This window comes from Escherichia sp. 93.0816, assembly GCF_013368855.2.
Classification (GTDB): domain Bacteria; phylum Pseudomonadota; class Gammaproteobacteria; order Enterobacterales; family Enterobacteriaceae; genus Escherichia; species Escherichia ruysiae.
This window is the reverse complement of sequence record NZ_JABWNC020000003.1, coordinates 320,740-339,270: the sequence shown is the minus strand read 5'-3', so window position 1 is coordinate 339,270 and position 18,531 is coordinate 320,740. Positions and strand designations below refer to the sequence as shown.

The 18,531-nt window shown below is 50.7% G+C and carries 18 protein-coding genes; 11 read left to right on the top strand and 7 right to left on the bottom strand.

Annotated elements, in window-relative coordinates; all coding sequences use genetic code 11:
• Nucleotides 1-64: 64 nt before the first annotated feature.
• Nucleotides 65-1,705 carry a phosphoglucomutase (alpha-D-glucose-1,6-bisphosphate-dependent) gene (pgm, locus tag HEM79_RS06265; RefSeq protein WP_001297249.1) on the bottom strand — a complete coding sequence of 547 codons (1,641 nt, stop codon included), beginning with the start codon at nucleotides 1,703-1,705 and terminating at the stop codon, nucleotides 65-67.
• Nucleotides 1,706-1,733: 28 nt separating this feature from the next.
• Nucleotides 1,734-2,279, bottom strand: coding sequence for a replication initiation negative regulator SeqA (gene seqA, locus HEM79_RS06260; RefSeq protein ID WP_001515978.1), 546 nt, complete (start codon nucleotides 2,277-2,279; stop codon nucleotides 1,734-1,736).
• A gap of 184 nt (nucleotides 2,280-2,463) precedes the next feature.
• Here seqA and ybfF point away from each other — a divergent pair, with 184 nt between their 5' ends.
• The 5 genes from ybfF to fur all read left to right on the top strand — a co-directional run bounded on the left by ybfF (nucleotide 2,464) and on the right by fur (nucleotide 5,066).
• Nucleotides 2,464-3,228 (top strand): esterase, encoded by a 765-nt coding sequence (gene ybfF, locus HEM79_RS06255; RefSeq protein ID WP_016159081.1) that lies wholly within the window; start codon nucleotides 2,464-2,466, stop codon nucleotides 3,226-3,228.
• Nucleotides 3,229-3,367: 139 nt separating this feature from the next.
• Nucleotides 3,368-3,661, top strand: coding sequence for a LexA regulated protein (ybfE, locus tag HEM79_RS06250; RefSeq protein ID WP_024165168.1), 294 nt, complete (start codon nucleotides 3,368-3,370; stop codon nucleotides 3,659-3,661).
• A 139-nt stretch (nucleotides 3,662-3,800) separates the two neighbouring features.
• A complete protein-coding gene (fldA, locus tag HEM79_RS06245) occupies nucleotides 3,801-4,331 on the top strand; it encodes a flavodoxin FldA (RefSeq protein WP_010346538.1) in 531 nt (176 codons plus the stop codon).
• A gap of 209 nt (nucleotides 4,332-4,540) precedes the next feature.
• Nucleotides 4,541-4,627, top strand: coding sequence for a fur leader peptide (uof, locus tag HEM79_RS06240; RefSeq protein ID WP_001406816.1), 87 nt, complete (start codon nucleotides 4,541-4,543; stop codon nucleotides 4,625-4,627).
• The gene (fur, locus tag HEM79_RS06235; RefSeq protein ID WP_000131706.1) at nucleotides 4,620-5,066 is read left to right on the top strand and encodes a ferric iron uptake transcriptional regulator; all 447 of its coding nucleotides are present in this window, start codon (nucleotides 4,620-4,622) and stop codon (nucleotides 5,064-5,066) included. The genes uof and fur overlap by 8 nt, the downstream gene beginning before the upstream one ends.
• Nucleotides 5,067-5,302: 236 nt before the next feature.
• Here fur and chiQ read toward each other — a convergent pair whose 3' ends face one another.
• From chiQ to glnS, 3 genes are all read right to left on the bottom strand, one after another.
• Nucleotides 5,303-5,635 (bottom strand): ChiQ/YbfN family lipoprotein, encoded by a 333-nt coding sequence (gene chiQ / locus HEM79_RS06230; RefSeq protein ID WP_176242962.1) that lies wholly within the window; start codon nucleotides 5,633-5,635, stop codon nucleotides 5,303-5,305.
• A gap of 49 nt (nucleotides 5,636-5,684) precedes the next feature.
• Entirely contained in the window at nucleotides 5,685-7,091 is a 1,407-nt protein-coding gene (gene chiP / locus HEM79_RS06225; RefSeq protein ID WP_001201179.1) for a chitoporin ChiP, read from the bottom strand.
• Nucleotides 7,092-7,659: 568 nt separating this feature from the next.
• Nucleotides 7,660-9,324, bottom strand: a complete 1,665-nt coding sequence (gene glnS, locus HEM79_RS06220) for a glutamine--tRNA ligase (RefSeq protein ID WP_176242963.1) — start codon at nucleotides 9,322-9,324, stop codon at nucleotides 7,660-7,662.
• Nucleotides 9,325-9,441: 117 nt separating this feature from the next.
• On the opposite strand from glnS, the gene HEM79_RS06215 reads away from it, so the two are divergent.
• Nucleotides 9,442-9,621 carry a hypothetical protein gene (locus tag HEM79_RS06215; RefSeq protein WP_176242964.1) on the top strand — a complete coding sequence of 60 codons (180 nt, stop codon included), beginning with the start codon at nucleotides 9,442-9,444 and terminating at the stop codon, nucleotides 9,619-9,621.
• Here HEM79_RS06215 and nagE read toward each other — a convergent pair.
• On the bottom strand, nucleotides 9,591-11,537 hold the full coding sequence (gene nagE, locus HEM79_RS06210) for a PTS N-acetyl glucosamine transporter subunit IIABC (protein ID WP_176242965.1): 1,947 nt from the start codon (nucleotides 11,535-11,537) through the stop codon (nucleotides 9,591-9,593). The two genes, HEM79_RS06215 and nagE, sit on opposite strands and share 31 nt — an antisense overlap.
• Nucleotides 11,538-11,868: 331 nt before the next feature.
• Between nagE and nagB the strand changes: the two genes are divergently transcribed.
• The 5 genes from nagB (at nucleotide 11,869) to asnB (ending at nucleotide 17,829) form a co-directional block, all read left to right on the top strand.
• Nucleotides 11,869-12,669 (top strand): glucosamine-6-phosphate deaminase, encoded by an 801-nt coding sequence (gene nagB / locus HEM79_RS06205; protein WP_001237072.1) that lies wholly within the window; start codon nucleotides 11,869-11,871, stop codon nucleotides 12,667-12,669.
• A gap of 61 nt (nucleotides 12,670-12,730) precedes the next feature.
• Nucleotides 12,731-13,879: an N-acetylglucosamine-6-phosphate deacetylase gene (gene nagA / locus HEM79_RS06200; RefSeq protein WP_000271177.1), complete on the top strand. Its 1,149-nt coding sequence runs from the start codon at nucleotides 12,731-12,733 to the stop codon at nucleotides 13,877-13,879.
• A gap of 8 nt (nucleotides 13,880-13,887) precedes the next feature.
• Nucleotides 13,888-15,108, top strand: coding sequence for a DNA-binding transcriptional regulator NagC (gene nagC, locus HEM79_RS06195; protein WP_176242966.1), 1,221 nt, complete (start codon nucleotides 13,888-13,890; stop codon nucleotides 15,106-15,108).
• A 47-nt stretch (nucleotides 15,109-15,155) separates the two neighbouring features.
• Nucleotides 15,156-15,908 carry a ribonucleotide monophosphatase NagD gene (gene nagD / locus HEM79_RS06190; protein ID WP_000153129.1) on the top strand — a complete coding sequence of 251 codons (753 nt, stop codon included), beginning with the start codon at nucleotides 15,156-15,158 and terminating at the stop codon, nucleotides 15,906-15,908.
• Between the two features lie 256 nt (nucleotides 15,909-16,164).
• Entirely contained in the window at nucleotides 16,165-17,829 is a 1,665-nt protein-coding gene (gene asnB / locus HEM79_RS06185; RefSeq protein WP_105284740.1) for an asparagine synthase B, read from the top strand.
• Between the two features lie 41 nt (nucleotides 17,830-17,870).
• Here the strand turns inward: asnB and HEM79_RS06180 are convergent, their stop codons facing one another.
• Nucleotides 17,871-18,308, bottom strand: a complete 438-nt coding sequence (locus HEM79_RS06180; RefSeq protein ID WP_176242967.1) for a hypothetical protein — start codon at nucleotides 18,306-18,308, stop codon at nucleotides 17,871-17,873.
• Nucleotides 18,309-18,531 lie beyond the last annotated feature (223 nt).

The window sequence follows — 18,531 nt, the reverse complement described above, 5'->3', positions numbered from 1 at the left end:
GCGCATCAGGCAGTCATAAGTAAAAAGGGCGCTCTTCCGACCGCCCTTTTCTTATTTAATGTGTTTACGCGTTTTTCAGAACTTCGCTAACAATCTCAACCGCTTCTTTCTCGATCTGCTTACGATGTTCTTCACCAAGGAAGCTTTCGCAGTAGATCTTGTATGCGTCTTCCGTGCCTGACGGACGCGCGGCGAACCAGCCGTTGTCGGTCATCACTTTCAGGCCACCGATAGAAGCACCGTTGCCAGGCGCTGCGGTCAGACGTGCCGTAATCGGGTCGCCTGCCAGGGTGCTGGCGCTCACCATTTCCGGAGACAGCTTAGACAGCGCCGCTTTTTGCGCGGAAGTCGCAGCTGCCTGCAAACGGTTGTAGCTCGGCGCACCAAAGCGTTTCGCCAGTTCGTTGTAGTGTTCCTGCGGGTTCTTACCGGTGACTGCGGTAATTTCCGCAGCCAGCAGACACATGATGATGCCGTCTTTATCGGTCGACCACGGCGTGCCGTCGAAACGCAGGAAGGAAGCCCCCGCGCTTTCTTCGCCGCCAAAGCCGAAGCTGCCGTCGAACAGACCATCAACAAACCATTTGAAGCCTACCGGTACTTCCACCAGCTTGCGACCCAAATCGTTGACCACGCGGTCGATCATCGCAGAAGAAACCAGCGTTTTACCGACGGCAACATCTTTGCCCCACTGCGGACGATGCTGGAACAGGTAGTTGATCGCCACCGCCAGGTAGTGGTTCGGATTCATCAAACCAGCCGGAGTTACGATGCCGTGACGGTCATAATCCGGGTCGTTAGCAAACGCCAGGTCGAACTTATCACGCAGCGCCAGTAGACCCGCCATCGCACACTCGGAGGAGCAGTCCATACGGATCGCGCCGTCTTTATCGAGGTGCATAAAGCGGAAGGTTTGATCGACCTGATCGTTAACGATGGTCAGGTTGAGGTTGTAATACTCGCCAATGCGCTTCCAGTATTCGATACCGGAACCGCCCAGCGGATCAACGCCCAGCGTCAGGCCAGCTTTCTGAATCGCCGCCATATCAACGATATCAGCCAGACCTTCCACAAACGGCTGCACCAGATCCTGCTCTTTCACATGACCGGATGCCATCGCTTCGTCGAGGGAGATACGCTTCACGCCTTTCAGGCCATCAGCCAGCAGTGCGTTGGCCCTGTCTTCCACCACTTTAGTGACGTTGGTATCAGCCGGGCCACCATTTGGCGGATTGTACTTGATACCACCATCTTCCGGCGGGTTATGGGACGGCGTAATCACGATACCGTCTGCCAGCGGGCCACCTTTTTTATTGTGAACCAGAATGGCATTGGAAACGGCAGGCGTCGGGGTGAAACCATTGTTTTCCTGCACAATAACGTCTACACCGTTCGCTGCCAGCACTTCCAGTACGGAAATGAACGCAGGTTCGGACAGGGCGTGAGTATCTTTACCCACATAGCAAGGGCCAGTGATGCCGTTTTTCGCACGTTCTTCAGCAATTGCCTGAGCGATCGCCAGAATGTGCGGCTCGTTAAAGCTGTGGCGCGCTGCACTGCCACGGTGACCGGAAGTACCGAATTTCACCGCGTGCTCCGCATTCCCTGCTTCTGGTTTCAGTACATAATATTGCGCCGTCAGTTGGGCGACGTTAATCAAATCACTCTGTTGTGCAGGTTGACCTGCACGATTGTGGATTGCCATTGCTTTGTCCTTTATCTGCAACGTTGTTTTAAATTGTCCCGCAAACCTTCTCAATCAATTCCGCCGGGAATTGCATCGACTGCATGATATGTTCAATCATGCTGCATTTACGGCCAGTGTTAGTGTTGGTGATCACCCAATACGGCGTGCCTGGCACATGTTTCGGCTTGGTCTGATTACCATTTTTCAGCAGCGTTTGTTCATCTGCCGCAAAGTAAACGCGCGTGCGACCGTGCAACGATTCCGTTGCCTCGGCAAACGCCTGGGCGTCAAGAGAATATAGTGTAGACAACAGCAGCATAAAGCGGTTGACCGCGCGCTTCTGCTCTGCGTATTCATCGGAAAGCAGAAGTTCACGCATTGCGCGTACTTTGTCTTTAATCGTTTTGATCGGCTTCGCTTCGACGATAGCAGGCGACGCAATGCGAACCTCTTTCGTCACCGGAGCAGCAGGCTGTGATGCGGCGGAAAATTTCAACATGCGCCGTAAAATGTCGGATGCGCTCTCGCCGATATGCTTAGTGTGGCTGGCAATATAGCTGTAGAGTTCATCATCAACTTCAATCGTTTTCATCTTAATCCAGTGCGGTGTCTTAGCTGAATACAAGTCGCCAGGAGTATATGAATAAATCCCGGCAGCGGATAGCGTCAAGCCTGGCTTGCAGAAAAACTCGGATTAAACCTTATTTGTTGCAGCCCTGTGGCACAATGGTCAACATAATACCCTAACCCGACTTCGCGAAAAAAAGAACTTTGCCATGAAATTGAATATCCGCGCGCAATCTGCACAAAACCAGCATAATAATTCTCCCATCGTCCTCGTCCACGGTTTGTTTGGTAGTCTCGACAACCTCGGCGTGCTGGCGCGCGACCTGGTGAGCGACCACGATATCATCCAGGTAGATATGCGTAACCACGGACTTTCACCGCGCGATCCTGTGATGAATTATCCAGCAATGGCGCAAGATCTGCTGGATACGCTGGATGCACAACAGATCGAAAAAGCGACGTTTATCGGTCACTCTATGGGCGGTAAAGCCGTTATGGCGCTAACTGCACTGGCCCCCGACCGCATCGATAAACTGGTGGCTATCGATATTGCCCCCGTCGATTATCACGTTCGTCGTCATGATGAGATTTTCGCAGCCATCAACGCCGTCAGTGAATCCAACGCGCAAACGCGACAGCAGGCAGCAGCGGTGATGCGCCAGCATCTGAATGAAGAAGGGGTGATTCAGTTTCTGCTGAAATCTTACGTTGATGGTGAATGGCGTTTTAACGTGCCAGTGTTGTGGGATCAGTATCCGCATATTGTTGGCTGGACGAAAATTCCGGCATGGGATCACCCTGCCCTGTTTATCCCCGGCGGTAATTCACCGTATGTCACTGAACAATATCGTGATGATTTACTGGCGCAATTCCCGCAGGCTCGGGCGCATGTGATTGCGGGTGCGGGTCACTGGGTACACGCAGAAAAACCTGATGCGGTACTGCGCGCCATCCGTCGCTATCTCAATGATTAACGCAACTGATTAAAAACCCAGCGTCTGCGTCGCTTTCCGCGCGTGGGCGTTGGCGTGACTCATCGCGCTGATGTATTATGGCGCGCTATCCATCCGGGCAGACGCCCGGCTGATTGTTTCCCCCGAAGTCACCAAGATCATGGCCAAAGAACAAACGGACCGTACGACATTAGATCTGTTCGCGCACGAGCGTCGACCGGGACGACCGAAAACCAATCCGCTTTCGCGCGATGAACAGCTGCGTATTAATAAACGCAACCAGCTAAAACGCGACAAAGTACGTGGTCTTAAGCGTGTCGAACTGAAGCTGAACGCGGAAGCTGTCGAGGCGCTGAATGAGCTGGCAGAGTCGCGCAATATGAGCCGTAGCGAACTGATCGAAGAGATTTTGATGCAGCAGTTGGCGGCACTGCGTAGTCAGGGCATCGTTTAAATTTCCACTTTCATGTAGCACAGTGTGCAGTCCTGCCCGTTTGCTGATTCCGCAAGACTGCCTGTTCTGCTATGATTGCCTTTATCCGTGGGCAATTTGCCACCCCCATTTCAATAAGTTTCAAGAGGTTATTTCACTCATGGCTATCACTGGCATCTTTTTCGGCAGCGACACCGGTAATACCGAAAATATCGCAAAAATGATTCAAAAACAGCTTGGTAAAGACGTTGCCGATGTCCATGACATTGCAAAAAGCAGCAAAGAAGATCTGGAAGCTTATGACATTCTGCTGCTGGGTATCCCAACCTGGTATTACGGCGAAGCGCAGTGTGACTGGGACGACTTCTTCCCGACTCTCGAAGAGATTGATTTCAATGGTAAACTGGTTGCGCTGTTTGGTTGTGGTGACCAGGAAGATTACGCCGAATATTTCTGTGATGCATTAGGCACTATCCGTGACATCATCGAACCGCGCGGCGCGACTATCGTGGGTCACTGGCCAACTGCGGGCTACCATTTCGAAGCGTCAAAAGGTCTGGCAGATGACGACCACTTTGTCGGCCTGGCTATTGACGAAGACCGTCAGCCAGAACTGACCGCTGAACGCGTGGAAAAATGGGTTAAGCAAATTTCTGAAGAGCTGCATCTCGACGAAATTATCAACGCCTGATGTGATGCGGTGTAGGCTAATGCCTACGCCGTATTAATAGATAATGCCAATCAAAATAATTGCTACAAATTTGTAACTTTTGCCGTAGTACCTGTACAATGTTCCAGTATTGAAGTGGCCTTGCCGATGTAAATGTAAGCTAAGCCACGTTTTTATTAACAATATTTGCCAGGGACTTGTGGTTTTCATTTAGGCGTGGCAATTCTATAATGATACGCATTATCTCAAGAGCAAATTCTGTCACTTCTTCTAATGAAGTGAACCGCTTAGTAACAGGACAGATTCCGCATGACTGATAACAATACCGCCCTAAAGAAAGCTGGCCTGAAAGTAACGCTTCCTCGTTTAAAAATCCTGGAAGTTCTTCAGGAGCCGGACAACCATCACGTCAGTGCGGAAGATTTATATAAACGTCTGATCGATATGGGTGAAGAAATTGGTCTGGCTACGGTATATCGCGTACTGAACCAGTTTGACGATGCCGGTATCGTCACCCGCCACAATTTTGAAGGCGGTAAATCCGTATTTGAACTGACCCAACAACATCACCACGATCACCTGATCTGCCTCGACTGCGGCAAGGTTATTGAATTTAGTGATGAATCTATCGAAGCGCGTCAGCGTGAAATAGCCGCGAAACATGGCATTCGCCTGACTAACCATAGTCTCTATCTTTACGGTCACTGTGCCGAAGGCGATTGCCGCGAAGATGAGCACGCGCACGAAGGCAAATAAGCCAGCCTGAACGAGAAAAGCCAACCTGCAGGTTGGCTTTTTTATACACTGGAAATAAGAAAAGCGAGAGTTACAGCCCTCGCTTGAGGTTGTTGATAAACTGGCTCACTTGTCAATGTGGGTACGTTTTTCCCCTCACCCTAACCCTCTCCCCGAAGGGGCGAGGGGACTGTCCGAGTCCTTTTGGATTTTGTCACCAGTTTGATGCAAAAGTTACAGCCCTCGCTTTTTTGTTTTTACTGCGTAGCGTTATTACTGCGAATTTCCTGCCAGACTTTATCACAATCGGTTTTCACTGCCTGGTCATTACCGGTTTGCGTTGCGCGCAGACACTGCTGATAATCCAGCACCCGTACACTTTCCTGGTCGGCAAACTGCTGATGTTGTTTCTCTTTCTTCAGCACGTTTAACACGCTCTGGCAGGCCTCAATTTTTTCCGGCGAGCCTTGTGCGGTATTGATACAGGCGCTGTATGCCTCTTTCAGACGGCTGTCTTCCTGTGGCGCGGTCGATTGCGCACAAGCCACCAGCCCCGATGCCATCATGGCGATGAGAATCAGTTTTTTCATAGCAAATTCCTCAAACGTGCGGCAGGTGAAATGCCTGCCGCATCGGGCATCAGAAGATAGTGAACGGTGCGATAACCATGAATTTCACGTCACGCTCATCCTGGAAGATGTTGCCGTAACCGCCGCCCCAGCTTGGAATGTCGGAGTGGTTGTCGTATTCGGTGAAGTGCAGTTTGAACATCGTGCCTTTGGCGCGACCATCCTGAATGGTGTAGACCGCATCCAGGCTGTAAGCAGACTCTTCGATAGTCCGGTTTTTGTCGTAGTACGCATCCGGATTGCTCTGCCATGTCGCTGGTTTGGCATCCCATGCATAAACGTAGGAAGCGCCGATGGCGAAGCCGGGAAGATTCCAGTTTTTCAGGTCATACATCGCACCGAAGAAGACCGCTTTTTCGCCGTTGGCGTTAAAGTCAGAGCGGTTATCCCACCAGATATCCAGGCGACCGTTCGAGGAAGCGTAAGTTGGGGTCATACGTTGCAGGAAGTATCCCTGCTGACCATCGGCTTTAACCCAGGTGCCTTCGAGGCGCAAATCCACTACGTCAGCCGCCCGGTAGCCAAAGGTCAACGCCTGCAGCCAGGCGGTGCCGTCGTAAAGATCGTTGACGCTGCGATCGTCAACTTTGTCGCGCGTACCGTAGAACTGATAGCTGGTGGTTAACGGGCTACCGGCGATATCAAATTTATAGCTGGCTTTGGCAAAATACTGATCGATATACCCTTCAGCCTGCCCAAACGCCGCTTCCAGTACGAAGTTATTTTTGAAGTCGTACTTCGCCCCGAGGGAGTGCAGATAATCAACTTTGGTGGTTTTATCGTTCTGATAAAACTCATCCATTTCCAGATGCCACGGCGCTTTATATTCGTTCGTCCACATGTAGGAGAAGCTCAGCGCGCCTGCATCGCCGTAATCAAAATTAGCCCCGGCTTCCGCGCCCTGATAAGTGCCCGGCATAAAGCTCCAGTGCGGTGCTAACAGCGTCTGACCGGTTGGCTGAATATAACCTGCCCTCGCCCACACCGGACCGTATTTAAATTTGGCAGCTGCTTTATACAGGCTTATACCGCTTTTATCGCCGGACCAGTCTTCGTCATAAGCTTTATTACTTTTTGAAAACGCGATTTCGTTCGGGTGGGAGCTGTCGCCGTTTTCCGCCATTTCAATCGCCGTAAACGCGGCAATATCGAGGCCGAACATATCAGCAGCATAACCAGACTGAAAATCGAGGTTGGCGTTCCAGGTGGAGTGAGAAAGGTTTGTTTTGTATTTGTCGCCGTCGGTAACATCTTTACGGTCACGTTCACGCTGCCAGTAATAGATACCGCCGGTTAAGGTTGAATCGTCGATGAATCCTTCGGCGCGAGCCTCCGGTATTGCCATAAAGCCCGACATTGCTGTAACACCGGCGATAGCCAGCGCCAGCGTACTACGTTTGCCACTAAACGCACGCATGGGTTAATCCTCTTTGACGTATAAATTGCTGCACCGCAGGTGAACAGCGAAAAAAATAAAAATTAAAAAAGTAGCGTTGAGAAAAGTCTCGCTGACTACAGGAACAGACTATTTTTCGCGACGCGAATTATCAATCTCTTTCTGTAACGAGAATGTAAGAACATGAGCAACCGCACATATTTTGATGATTTTTGTTACAGGATTTAAGTTTGCAGCAGAAGAGCTTGTAGAAGAAAAAATATGTGGCTTTCCAGTAGGATGAAAACGGTTACATTTTATTGAATTATGATTTGTGGTTTTAAATTTATTTTACGGATAAATTGCGAAGCGGAATTAATTCGCGATGATAAGCAGAAAAAACGCCGCAGAGCGCGGCGTTTGGGATTGTTTGTATATTTCAGGCGTAAACGCCTTATCCGGCCTACAAAAGCACGCAAATTCAATACATTGCAGAGTTCACGTAGGTCTGATAAGCGTAGCGCATCAGGCAATTTAGCGTTTGAGACTGTTTGTGTGTTTCTTGCAGGATGCGGCATTTACGCCGCATCCTGCATGGTGAAACTTAAAATTACTCGCCAACCTTCGCCCAGGTATCACGCAGCCCAACGGTGCGGTTAAATACCGGTTTTTCCGCCGTAGAATGGCGGCTGTCGAGGCAGAAGTAACCTTCACGCTCAAACTGGAACGCTTTACCCGCTACCGCGTCTTTCAGCGACGGTTCAGCAAAGCCCTGTTTGATAACCAGCGATTCCGGATTAATCACCGACAGGAAATCATCCGCAGCGCCTGGATTCGGCACGCTGAACAGGCGATCGTACAGGCGGATTTCAACCGGCAGCGCATGTGCCGCGCTTACCCAGTGAATAACGCCTTTGACTTTACGACCATCAGCCGGATCTTTGCTTAAGGTGTCGGCATCGTAAGTACAGAAGATGGTGGTGATATTGCCTTCGGCATCTTTCTCCACACGTTCCGCTTTAATCACGTAAGCATTACGCAGACGCACTTCTTTACCCAGCACCAGACGCTTGTACTGCTTGTTAGCTTCTTCGCGGAAATCAGCGCGATCGATCCAAATCTCACTGCTAAACGGCACCTGACGGCTACCCATTTCCGGTTTGTTCGGATGGTTCGGCATGGTGACCATTTCGCCTTCGCCCTGATAGTTTTCGATAACCAGTTTCACTGGATCGATAACCGCCATTGCACGCGGCGCGTTTTCGTTGAGGTCTTCACGGATGCAGGATTCCAGAGATGCCATCTCAATGGTGTTGTCCTGCTTGGTCACGCCGATGCGTTTGCAGAACTCACGAATAGAAGCTGCGGTATAACCACGACGACGCAGACCAGAAATGGTCGGCATACGCGGATCGTCCCAGCCTTCTACGTGCTTGTCAGTCACCAACTGGTTCAGCTTACGCTTGGACATCACGGTGTATTCCAGATTCAGGCGCGAGAATTCGTACTGGCGCGGATGAACAGGAATGGTGATGTTGTCCAGAACCCAGTCGTACAGACGACGGTTGTCCTGGAACTCCAGCGTACACAGAGAGTGCGTAATGCCTTCCAGCGCATCGCTGATGCAGTGGGTGAAGTCGTACATCGGGTAGATGCACCACTTGTTGCCGGTCTGGTGGTGTTCAGCAAATTTAATACGGTACAGCACCGGATCGCGCATCACGATAAACGGCGAAGCCATGTCGATTTTCGCACGCAGGCAGGCTTTACCTTCTTCAAAACCGCCGGTACGCATTTTTTCGAACAGCGCCAGGTTCTCTTCAACGCTGCGGTCGCGGTACGGGCTGTTTTTACCCGGCTGCGTCAGGGTGCCACGATATTCGCGGATCTGTTCCGGCGTCAGTTCATCGACATACGCCAGGCCTTTATTGATCAATTCGATCGCATAGGCATGGAGCTGATCAAAATAGTCGGAGGAGTAACGAACGTTACCAGACCAGTGAAAACCTAACCATTCAACGTCGTTTTTGATCGACTCTACGTACTCGATATCTTCTTTTACCGGGTTAGTATCGTCGAAACGCAGGTTGCACTGGCCTTTATAGTCCTGGGCGATCCCGAAGTTCAGGCAGATAGATTTCGCATGACCAATATGCAGATAGCCATTTGGTTCTGGCGGGAAACGGGTGTGTACTGTGGTGTGCTTGCCACTGGCCAGATCTTCATCAATGATCTGACGAATAAAGTTAGTCGGGCGGGCTTCTGCCTCACTCATCGTGGATTCCTCAAAGCGTAAACAACGTATAACGGCGTATGATCTTATAAGCGGGACAGGCTGACAACTGTTAGTTAGAGAAAATAGAAAATCTCACTGAGATTATGGGGATGATTGATGAAAAAAAAAGCGGCGAAGATGATATCCGCCGCTTTTGCCACTCCTGTGTCATTGTTGGATGCGACGCTGGTGCGTCTTATCCAACCTGGACTGAGCTTTGTAGGCCTGATAAGACGCGTCAAGCGTCGCATCAGGCATGAAACAGATTACTTTTTGATTTCATACAGCGGCGTTTGACCCGCCACAACATGACCCTGGGCTTTAATGATCAGACCGCTGAAATCGTCGATATTGCTGCAAACCACCGGGCTAATCATCGAACGAGCGTTAGCATTCAGGTAATCCAGATCCATTTCCAGAATCGGTTGCCCTGCACTTACCTGCGCTCCCTCTTCCACCAGACGCTTAAAGCCTTTACCTTCCAGCGCCACGGTATCGATACCCATGTGGACGACGATCTCGGCGCCTTTTTCGGTTTCCAGGCAGAACGCGTGGTTGGTGTTGAAGATTTTTACGATAGTCCCTGCGGCTGGTGATACAACGATTTTATCCGTCGGTTTCACCGCCACGCCGTCACCCACCGCTTTGCTGGCAAATGCTTCGTCAGGCACCTGATCCAGTGCGACAACATCACCAGTGATCGGCGATACCAGCTCAGCGATAGACACTGCGTTTGGTACAGCCTGTGGTTTCGCAACCGGAGCGGCTGTTGCCGGAGCAGCTTCAGCAGAAGCAGCAGCTACCGGACCACGAGCAACGACTTTCTTCATCGCATCACCGATAGATTCCGCTTTCGCACCAACAATCACCTGGATGGTCTGTTTGTTCAGTTTCACCACCCCAGAAGCACCCAGACGTTTACACATCGCATCGTTGACGCGGGCTGAGTCCCCCACCGTCAGGCGCAGACGAGTAATACAGGCGTCAATCGCTTTCAGGTTGTCGCTACCGCCAACCGCAGCAATATAGTTGGTTGCCAGTTGAGTCAGACCTTCTTCAGTGTTGCTGTTGGCTTCTTCAGTAACAATTTCGTCTTCTTTATCTTCACGGCCTGGCGTTTTCAGGTTGAACATGCGAATGACCGCACTGAACACCACAAAGTAGATAACGAAGAAGATAACGCCCATCACCAGCAGCATCCAGACGTTCTGGCTGGCTGCCGGCAGGTTATACATCAACGCATAGTCGATGGCGCCCGCAGAGAAAGAGAAGCCCGCGTGAATACCCAGCAGCGTTGCCACAAACAGGCTGATACCGGTCAGCAGTGCGTGCAGGAGATACAGCAGCGGAGCAAGGAACATGAACAGGAATTCCAGCGGCTCGGTAACACCAGTCAGGAACGCGGTGATAGCAACGGAAAGCAGCATCCCGCCAACCATCGGACGACGCTCTTTCGGTGCTGCGAAGTACATCGCCAGTGCCGCCCCCGGCAGACCGAACATCATGATCGGGAAGAAACCGGACATGAACATCCCCGCAGTGCCGTCACCGGCATAGAAGCGGTTGATGTCGCCGTGGAAAACCGTCCCCGCCGCGTTGGTGAATTCACCAATCTGGAACCAGGCGATGGTGTTCAGCACCTGATGCAGACCGGTTGGGATCAGCAGACGGTTGATGAAACCAAAGATACCGGAACCCAGCGCGCCCGCAGAAACGATCCATTCACCACCAGCATGAATAGCGTGCTGCACCGGTGGCCAGACATAACCAAAAATAGCCGCCAATACCAGGCAGAAGAAGCCAGTGGCAATCGGCACAAAACGTTTACCACCGAAGAAGCTCAGGAAGTCCGGCAGTTTAATATCGGACCAGCGGTTATAGGCTGCACCACCGACCAGACCGGTAATGATACCCGCCAGTACACCCATGTTGATTTCCGGGTTGATGGTCACCATCGCTTTGGTTAACACAAAGTAACCTACCGCACCCGCCAGCGCCGCCGCACCTGCGCTGTCTTTGGACCAGCTGGATGCCACGCCGATGGCGAAGATTAATGCGAGGTTATCAAAAATCGCGCCGCCCGCCTGGGCAATAAACGCAACGTTAAGTAAATCTGGCTGACCGAATCGCAGCAACAGTGCCGCCACCGGCAGCACCGCGATAGGGAGCTGTAACGCCCTACCGAGTCGCTGAAAAAACCCTAAAATATTCATCTTATTCCCCCTACGAGAACCCTATTTGGCTCGTTTAAAGCCGTTTTTTATTTTGCTGCAAACTGTACTGCCGATGTTCTGTAATCATATTGTTAGATCATCTGCTACAGAGTGTGTAAAAAATTAATTCGTACCGCAAATTAAACGCGTGTCTTTTGTGAGTTTTGTCACCAAATATCGTTATCATTACTCCCTTTTACTGGCTAAACCAGAAAACTTATTTTATCATTCAAAAAATCAGGTCGGATTGACGCCTGTCTGCGCAAATCCAGGTTACGCTTAAAGATGCCTAATCCGCCAACGGCTTACATTTTACTTATTGAGGTGAATAATGAGACTGATCCCCCTGACTACCGCTGAACAGGTCGGCAAATGGGCTGCTCGCCATATCGTTAATCGTATCAACGCGTTCAAACCGACTGCCGATCGTCCGTTCGTGCTCGGTCTGCCGACTGGCGGCACACCGATGACCACCTATAAAGCGTTAGTCGAAATGCATAAAGCAGGCCAGGTCAGCTTTAAGCACGTTGTCACCTTCAACATGGATGAATATGTCGGTCTGCCGAAAGAGCATCCGGAAAGTTACTACAGCTTTATGCACCGTAATTTCTTCGATCACGTTGATATTCCAGCAGAAAATATAAACCTTCTCAACGGTAACGCCCCGGATATCGACGCCGAGTGCCGCCAGTATGAAGAAAAAATCCGCTCTTACGGTAAAATTCATCTGTTTATGGGCGGCGTAGGTAACGACGGTCACATCGCATTTAACGAACCAGCCTCTTCTCTGGCTTCTCGCACCCGTATCAAAACCCTGACTCATGACACGCGCGTCGCGAACTCTCGTTTCTTTGATAACGATGTTAATCAGGTGCCAAAATATGCCCTGACTGTCGGTGTTGGTACATTGCTGGATGCCGAAGAAGTGATGATTCTGGTTCTGGGTAGCCAGAAAGCACTGGCGCTGCAAGCCGCAGTTGAAGGTTGCGTTAACCATATGTGGACCATCAGCTGTCTGCAACTGCATCCGAAAGCGATCATGGTGTGCGATGAACCTTCCACCATGGAGCTGAAAGTTAAGACCTTAAGATATTTCAATGAATTAGAAGCAGAAAATATCAAAGGTCTGTAATTATTATCCCTGCCCTGACACCTTGTTCAGGGCAATATTATCTTTAAAATCGGGGGTCGGAATGTATGCATTAACCCAGGGCCGGATCTTTACCGGTCACGAATTTCTTGATGACCACGCGGTTGTTATCGCTGATGGCCTGATTAAAAGCGTCTGTCCGGTTGCGGAACTGCCGTCAGAGATTGAACAACGTTCACTGAACGGAGCCATTCTCTCCCCCGGTTTTATTGATGTGCAGTTAAACGGCTGCGGCGGCGTGCAGTTCAACGACACTGCGGAAGCGGTAAGCGTTGAAACGCTGGAAATCATGCAGAAAGCCAATGAGAAATCAGGCTGTACTAACTATCTGCCGACACTTATCACTACCAGCGATGACCTGATGAAACAGGGTGTGCGCGTAATGCGTGAGTACCTGGCAAAACATCCGAATCAGGCCTTAGGTCTGCATCTGGAAGGTCCGTGGCTGAACCTGGTGAAAAAAGGCACTCATAACCCGAATTTCGTGCGTAAACCCGATGCTGCACTGGTTGATTTCCTGTGCGAAAACGCTGATGTGATTACTAAAGTTACCCTGGCACCGGAAATGGTTCCTGCGGAAGTCATCAGCAAACTGGCAAATGCCGGGATTGTGGTTTCTGCTGGTCACTCCAACGCGACGTTGAAAGAAGCGAAAGCCGGTTTCCGCGCAGGTATTACTTTTGCCACCCATCTGTATAACGCGATGCCGTATATTACTGGTCGCGAACCGGGGCTGGCAGGTGCAATTCTCGACGAAGCAGACATTTATTGCGGTATTATTGCCGATGGCCTGCACGTTGATTACGCTAACATCCGCAACGCCAAACGTCTGAAAGGCGACAAACTGTGTCTGGTCACCGACGCTACTGCACCAGCAGGCGCCAATATTGAACAGTTCATTTTTGCGGGTAAAACAATATACTACCGCAACGGGCTTTGTGTGGATGAAAATGGTACGTTAAGCGGTTCATCATTAACCATGATTGAAGGCGTGCGTAATCTGGTCGAACATTGCGGTATCGCACTGGATGAAGTGCTGCGTATGGCGACGCTCTACCCGGCACGTGCAATTGGCGTTGAAAAACGTCTCGGCACGCTCGCCGCAGGCAAAGTGGCCAACCTGACCGCATTCACACCTGATTTTAAAATCACCAGGACCATCGTTAATGGTAACGAGGTCGTAACTCAATAAGAGAAAGTATGACACCAGGCGGACAAGCTCAGATAGGTAATGTTGATCTCGTAAAACAGCTTAACAGCGCGGCGGTTTATCGCCTGATTGACCAGTTCGGGCCAATCTCGCGGATTCAGATTGCTGAGCAAAGCCAGCTTGCCCCCGCCAGCGTAACTAAAATTACACGCCAACTTATCGAACGCGGGCTGATCAAAGAAGTCGATCAGCAGGCCTCCACCGGGGGCCGCCGCGCTATCTCCATCGTCACTGAAACTCGTAATTTCCACGCTATCGGCGTACGACTCGGTCGTCACGATGCCACCATCACTCTGTTTGATCTCAGCAGCAAAGTGCTGGCAGAAGAACATTATCCGCTGCCGGAACGTACCCAGCAGACGCTGGAACATGCCCTGCTGAATGCCATTGCTCAGTTTATTGATAGCTATCAGCGCAAGCTGCGCGAGCTGATCGCGATTTCCGTGATCCTGCCAGGGCTTGTTGACCCGGACAACGGTAAAATTCATTACATGCCGCATATTCAGGTGGAAAACTGGGGGCTGGTAGAGGCACTGGAAGAGCGTTTTAAAGTGACCTGTTTTGTCGGTCACGATATCCGTAGTCTGGCGCTGGCAGAGCACTACTTCGGTGCTAGTCAGGATTGCGAAGACTCCATTCTGGTGCGAGTACATCGCGGAACCGGGGCCGGAATTATCTCTAACGGGCGCATTTTTATCGGTCGCAACGGCAACGTCGGTGAAATTGGTCATATTCAGGTCGAACCACTGGGTGAACGCTGCCACTGCGGCAACTTTGGCTGTCTGGAAACTATCGCTGCCAACGCCGCCATTGAACAGCGGGTGTTGAATCTGTTAAAGCAGGGCTACCAGAGCCGCGTGCCGCTGGATGACTGCACCATCAAAACTATCTGCAAAGCTGCGAACAAAGGCGACGGTCTGGCGTCGGAAGTGATTGAGTACGTCGGTCGTCATCTGGGCAAAACCATCGCCATTGCTATCAACTTATTTAATCCGCAAAAAATTGTTATTGCCGGTGAGATAACTGAAGCCGATAAGGTGCTGCTCCCTGCTATTGAAAGTTGCATTAATACTCAGGCGCTGAAGGCGTTTCGCACTAATCTGCCGGTAGTGCGTTCCGAACTGGATCACCGCTCGGCAATCGGCGCTTTTGCGCTGGTAAAACGCGCCATGCTCAACGGTATTTTGCTCCAGCATTTGCTGGAAAATTAATGTGCTTTTATAGTGGCGCTTATTGTTGTCAATATTCTGGGTAGTCCATGACCATTAAAAATGTAATTTGCGATATCGACGGCGTGCTGATGCACGATAACGTCGCCGTACCGGGTGCAGCGGAATTTTTGCACGGGATTATGGATAAAGGCCTGCCGCTGGTGTTGCTGACCAACTATCCTTCGCAGACCGGGCAGGATCTGGCGAACCGCTTTGCCACTGCCGGTGTCGATGTGCCGGACAGCGTGTTTTATACCTCCGCGATGGCGACCGCCGATTTCCTGCGCCGCCAGGAAGGTAAAAAAGCGTATGTGGTGGGCGAAGGCGCGCTGATCCATGAGCTGTATAAAGCCGGTTTCACTATTACGGACGTGAATCCTGATTTTGTGATTGTTGGCGAAACGCGCTCATACAACTGGGATATGATGCATAAAGCGGCGTATTTCGTCGCCAACGGTGCACGCTTTATCGCCACTAACCCGGATACTCACGGGCGCGGTTTTTATCCGGCCTGCGGCGCATTGTGCGCAGGTATTGAGAAAATCTCCGGGCGTAAACCTTTTTATGTCGGTAAGCCGAGTCCGTGGATCATCCGCGCAGCATTAAACAAAATGCAGGCGCACTCGGAAGAAACAGTGATTGTCGGCGATAACCTGCGTACCGACATTCTGGCGGGCTTCCAGGCCGGTCTGGAGACGATTCTGGTGCTTTCTGGTGTTTCGTCGCTCGACGATATCGACAGTATGCCGTTCCGCCCAAGCTGGATTTACCCGTCGGTCGCTGAAATCGACGTTATCTGAATATCAACCACGTCTCAGGACGTGGTTTTTTATTTTCACCGCTCGCCAAAACTCATCCATTCAATAAAACACGTCAAAAATTATCGATTCATCAATAAACACGCCACTACACCCTACCCTGTTTCATCAATCAGCAATCACCATTACGTTTTTTATTTTTCCACCGCCAAATCGCTTGCGCACAGTGCTGCTTTGCGGCATTTTTTTAAACAAGCAAACACAACAAGCAGCAAACACCAGGTTAACGGAGAAGGTTATGTGTTCAATTTTTGGCGTATTCGATATAAAAACAGACGCAGTTGAGCTGCGCAAGAAAGCACTCGAGCTGTCACGCCTGATGCGTCATCGTGGCCCGGACTGGTCCGGTATTTATGCCAGCGATAACGCCATTCTCGCCCACGAACGTCTGTCAATTGTTGACGTTAACGCGGGGGCGCAACCTCTCTACAACCAACAAAAAACCCACGTACTGGCGGTAAACGGTGAAATCTACAACCACCAGGCATTGCGCGCCGAGTATGGCGATCGTTACCAGTTCCAGACTGGATCTGACTGCGAAGTGATCCTCGCGCTGTATCAGGAAAAAGGGGCGGAATTTCTCGACGATTTGCAGGGCATGTTCGCCTTTGCCCTGTATGACAGCGAAAAAGATGCATATCTGATTGGTCGCGACCATCTGGGGATCATCCCGCTGTATATGGGTTATGACGAACACGGTCAACTGTATGTAGCCTCAGAAATGAAAGCCCTGGTGCCGGTTTGCCGCACCATTAAAGAATTCCCGGCAGGAAGCTATTTATGGAGTCAGGACGGCGAAATCCGTTCTTATTATCACCGCGACTGGTTCGACTACGATGCGGTGAAAGATAACGTGACCGACAAAAACGAGCTGCGCCAGGCGCTGGAGGATTCCGTTAAAAGCCATCTGATGTCCGATGTGCCGTACGGCGTGCTGCTCTCGGGTGGTCTGGATTCCTCAATTATTTCCGCTATAACCAAGAAATACGCCGCCCGTCGCGTGGAAGATCAGGAACGTTCCGAAGCCTGGTGGCCGCAGTTGCACTCTTTTGCCGTGGGTCTGCCGGGTTCACCGGATCTGAAAGCGGCACAGGAAGTGGCAAACCATCTGGGCACTGTGCATCACGAAATTCACTTCACTGTACAGGAAGGTCTGGATGCCATCCGCGATGTGATTTACCACATCGAAACGTATGATGTGACCACTATTCGCGCTTCAACACCGATGTATTTAATGTCGCGTAAGATCAAAGCGATGGGCATTAAAATGGTGTTGTCAGGCGAAGGTTCTGACGAAGTGTTTGGTGGTTATCTTTATTTCCACAAAGCACCAAACGCCAAAGAGCTGCATGAAGAGACAGTACGTAAACTGCTGGCTCTACATATGTATGACTGCGCGCGCGCCAACAAAGCGATGTCAGCCTGGGGCGTGGAAGCGCGCGTTCCGTTCCTCGACAAGAAATTCCTCGATGTGGCGATGCGCATTAACCCACAGGATAAAATGTGCGGTAACGGGAAAATGGAAAAACACATCCTGCGTGAATGTTTTGAGTCGTATCTGCCCGCAAGCGTGGCCTGGCGGCAGAAAGAGCAGTTCTCTGATGGCGTCGGTTATAGCTGGATCGACACTCTGAAAGAAGTAGCGGCGCAGCAGGTTACTGATCAGCAACTGGAAACTGCCCGCTTCCGCTTCCCGTACAACACGCCAACTTCCAAAGAAGCATATCTGTACCGGGAAATCTTTGAAGAACTGTTCCCGCTTCCGAGCGCAGCAGAGTGCGTACCGGGCGGCCCTTCCGTCGCCTGTTCTTCCGCCAAAGCGATCGAGTGGGATGAAGCGTTCAAAAAAATGGATGATCCTTCTGGTCGCGCGGTTGGCGTTCACCAGTCAGCGTATAAATAAGAAGAGTATTAACGCCCCGGAGAATTCCGGGGCAATTTCAGTTACTGGGGAGCTTGTTGATTTTGATACGCAGTGAGGAAATGTTCCGGATTTGCTACATCGCTGTTTGACAACTCATCACTGTAAGCCACCGACCAGGTTGCCTGCTCATCCGGGATATGCAGGTTGCCATTTCCCTCTTTCAGGCGTAATAACTCAAAAGATTTGCCCTTAATTACGGCGGTATAGGATTTCTCACCGTCCTGTAATGCTTTCACTTTACAGCGAAAAATCTGACCATCGATGTCATTATCAACATGAGATACCTGAACGAGTGCTTCATTTTCCGCTTTCGGCCCGATTCGCATCATCCAGACCACTGCCCCTTCCTGACCACGATAACCAAAGACATACTTACCAATTTCCGGTCGAGCTGTATCGGCAAATGCGGATTGCATAAGTAATAAAGCACTGACCAGCACAGTGATAAAACGCAGCATATTATTCCCTCAATAAATCGCCTGAAGTGGTAGCAAAGATGCGGGCACCGCAATCCCTGCTCTGTCCAATCGTAACGGTGCAGTATTTCATGGGATAATTCTCGGGCGCTATTGTTGAATTCCGAATTTCATCCTGCATAGCAAAACAACTGAGAAAAACACGAAATAAACAATAATTGACGAATATAGCGCCACGCTGTTCGCAACCTAACCAAACAGTCAC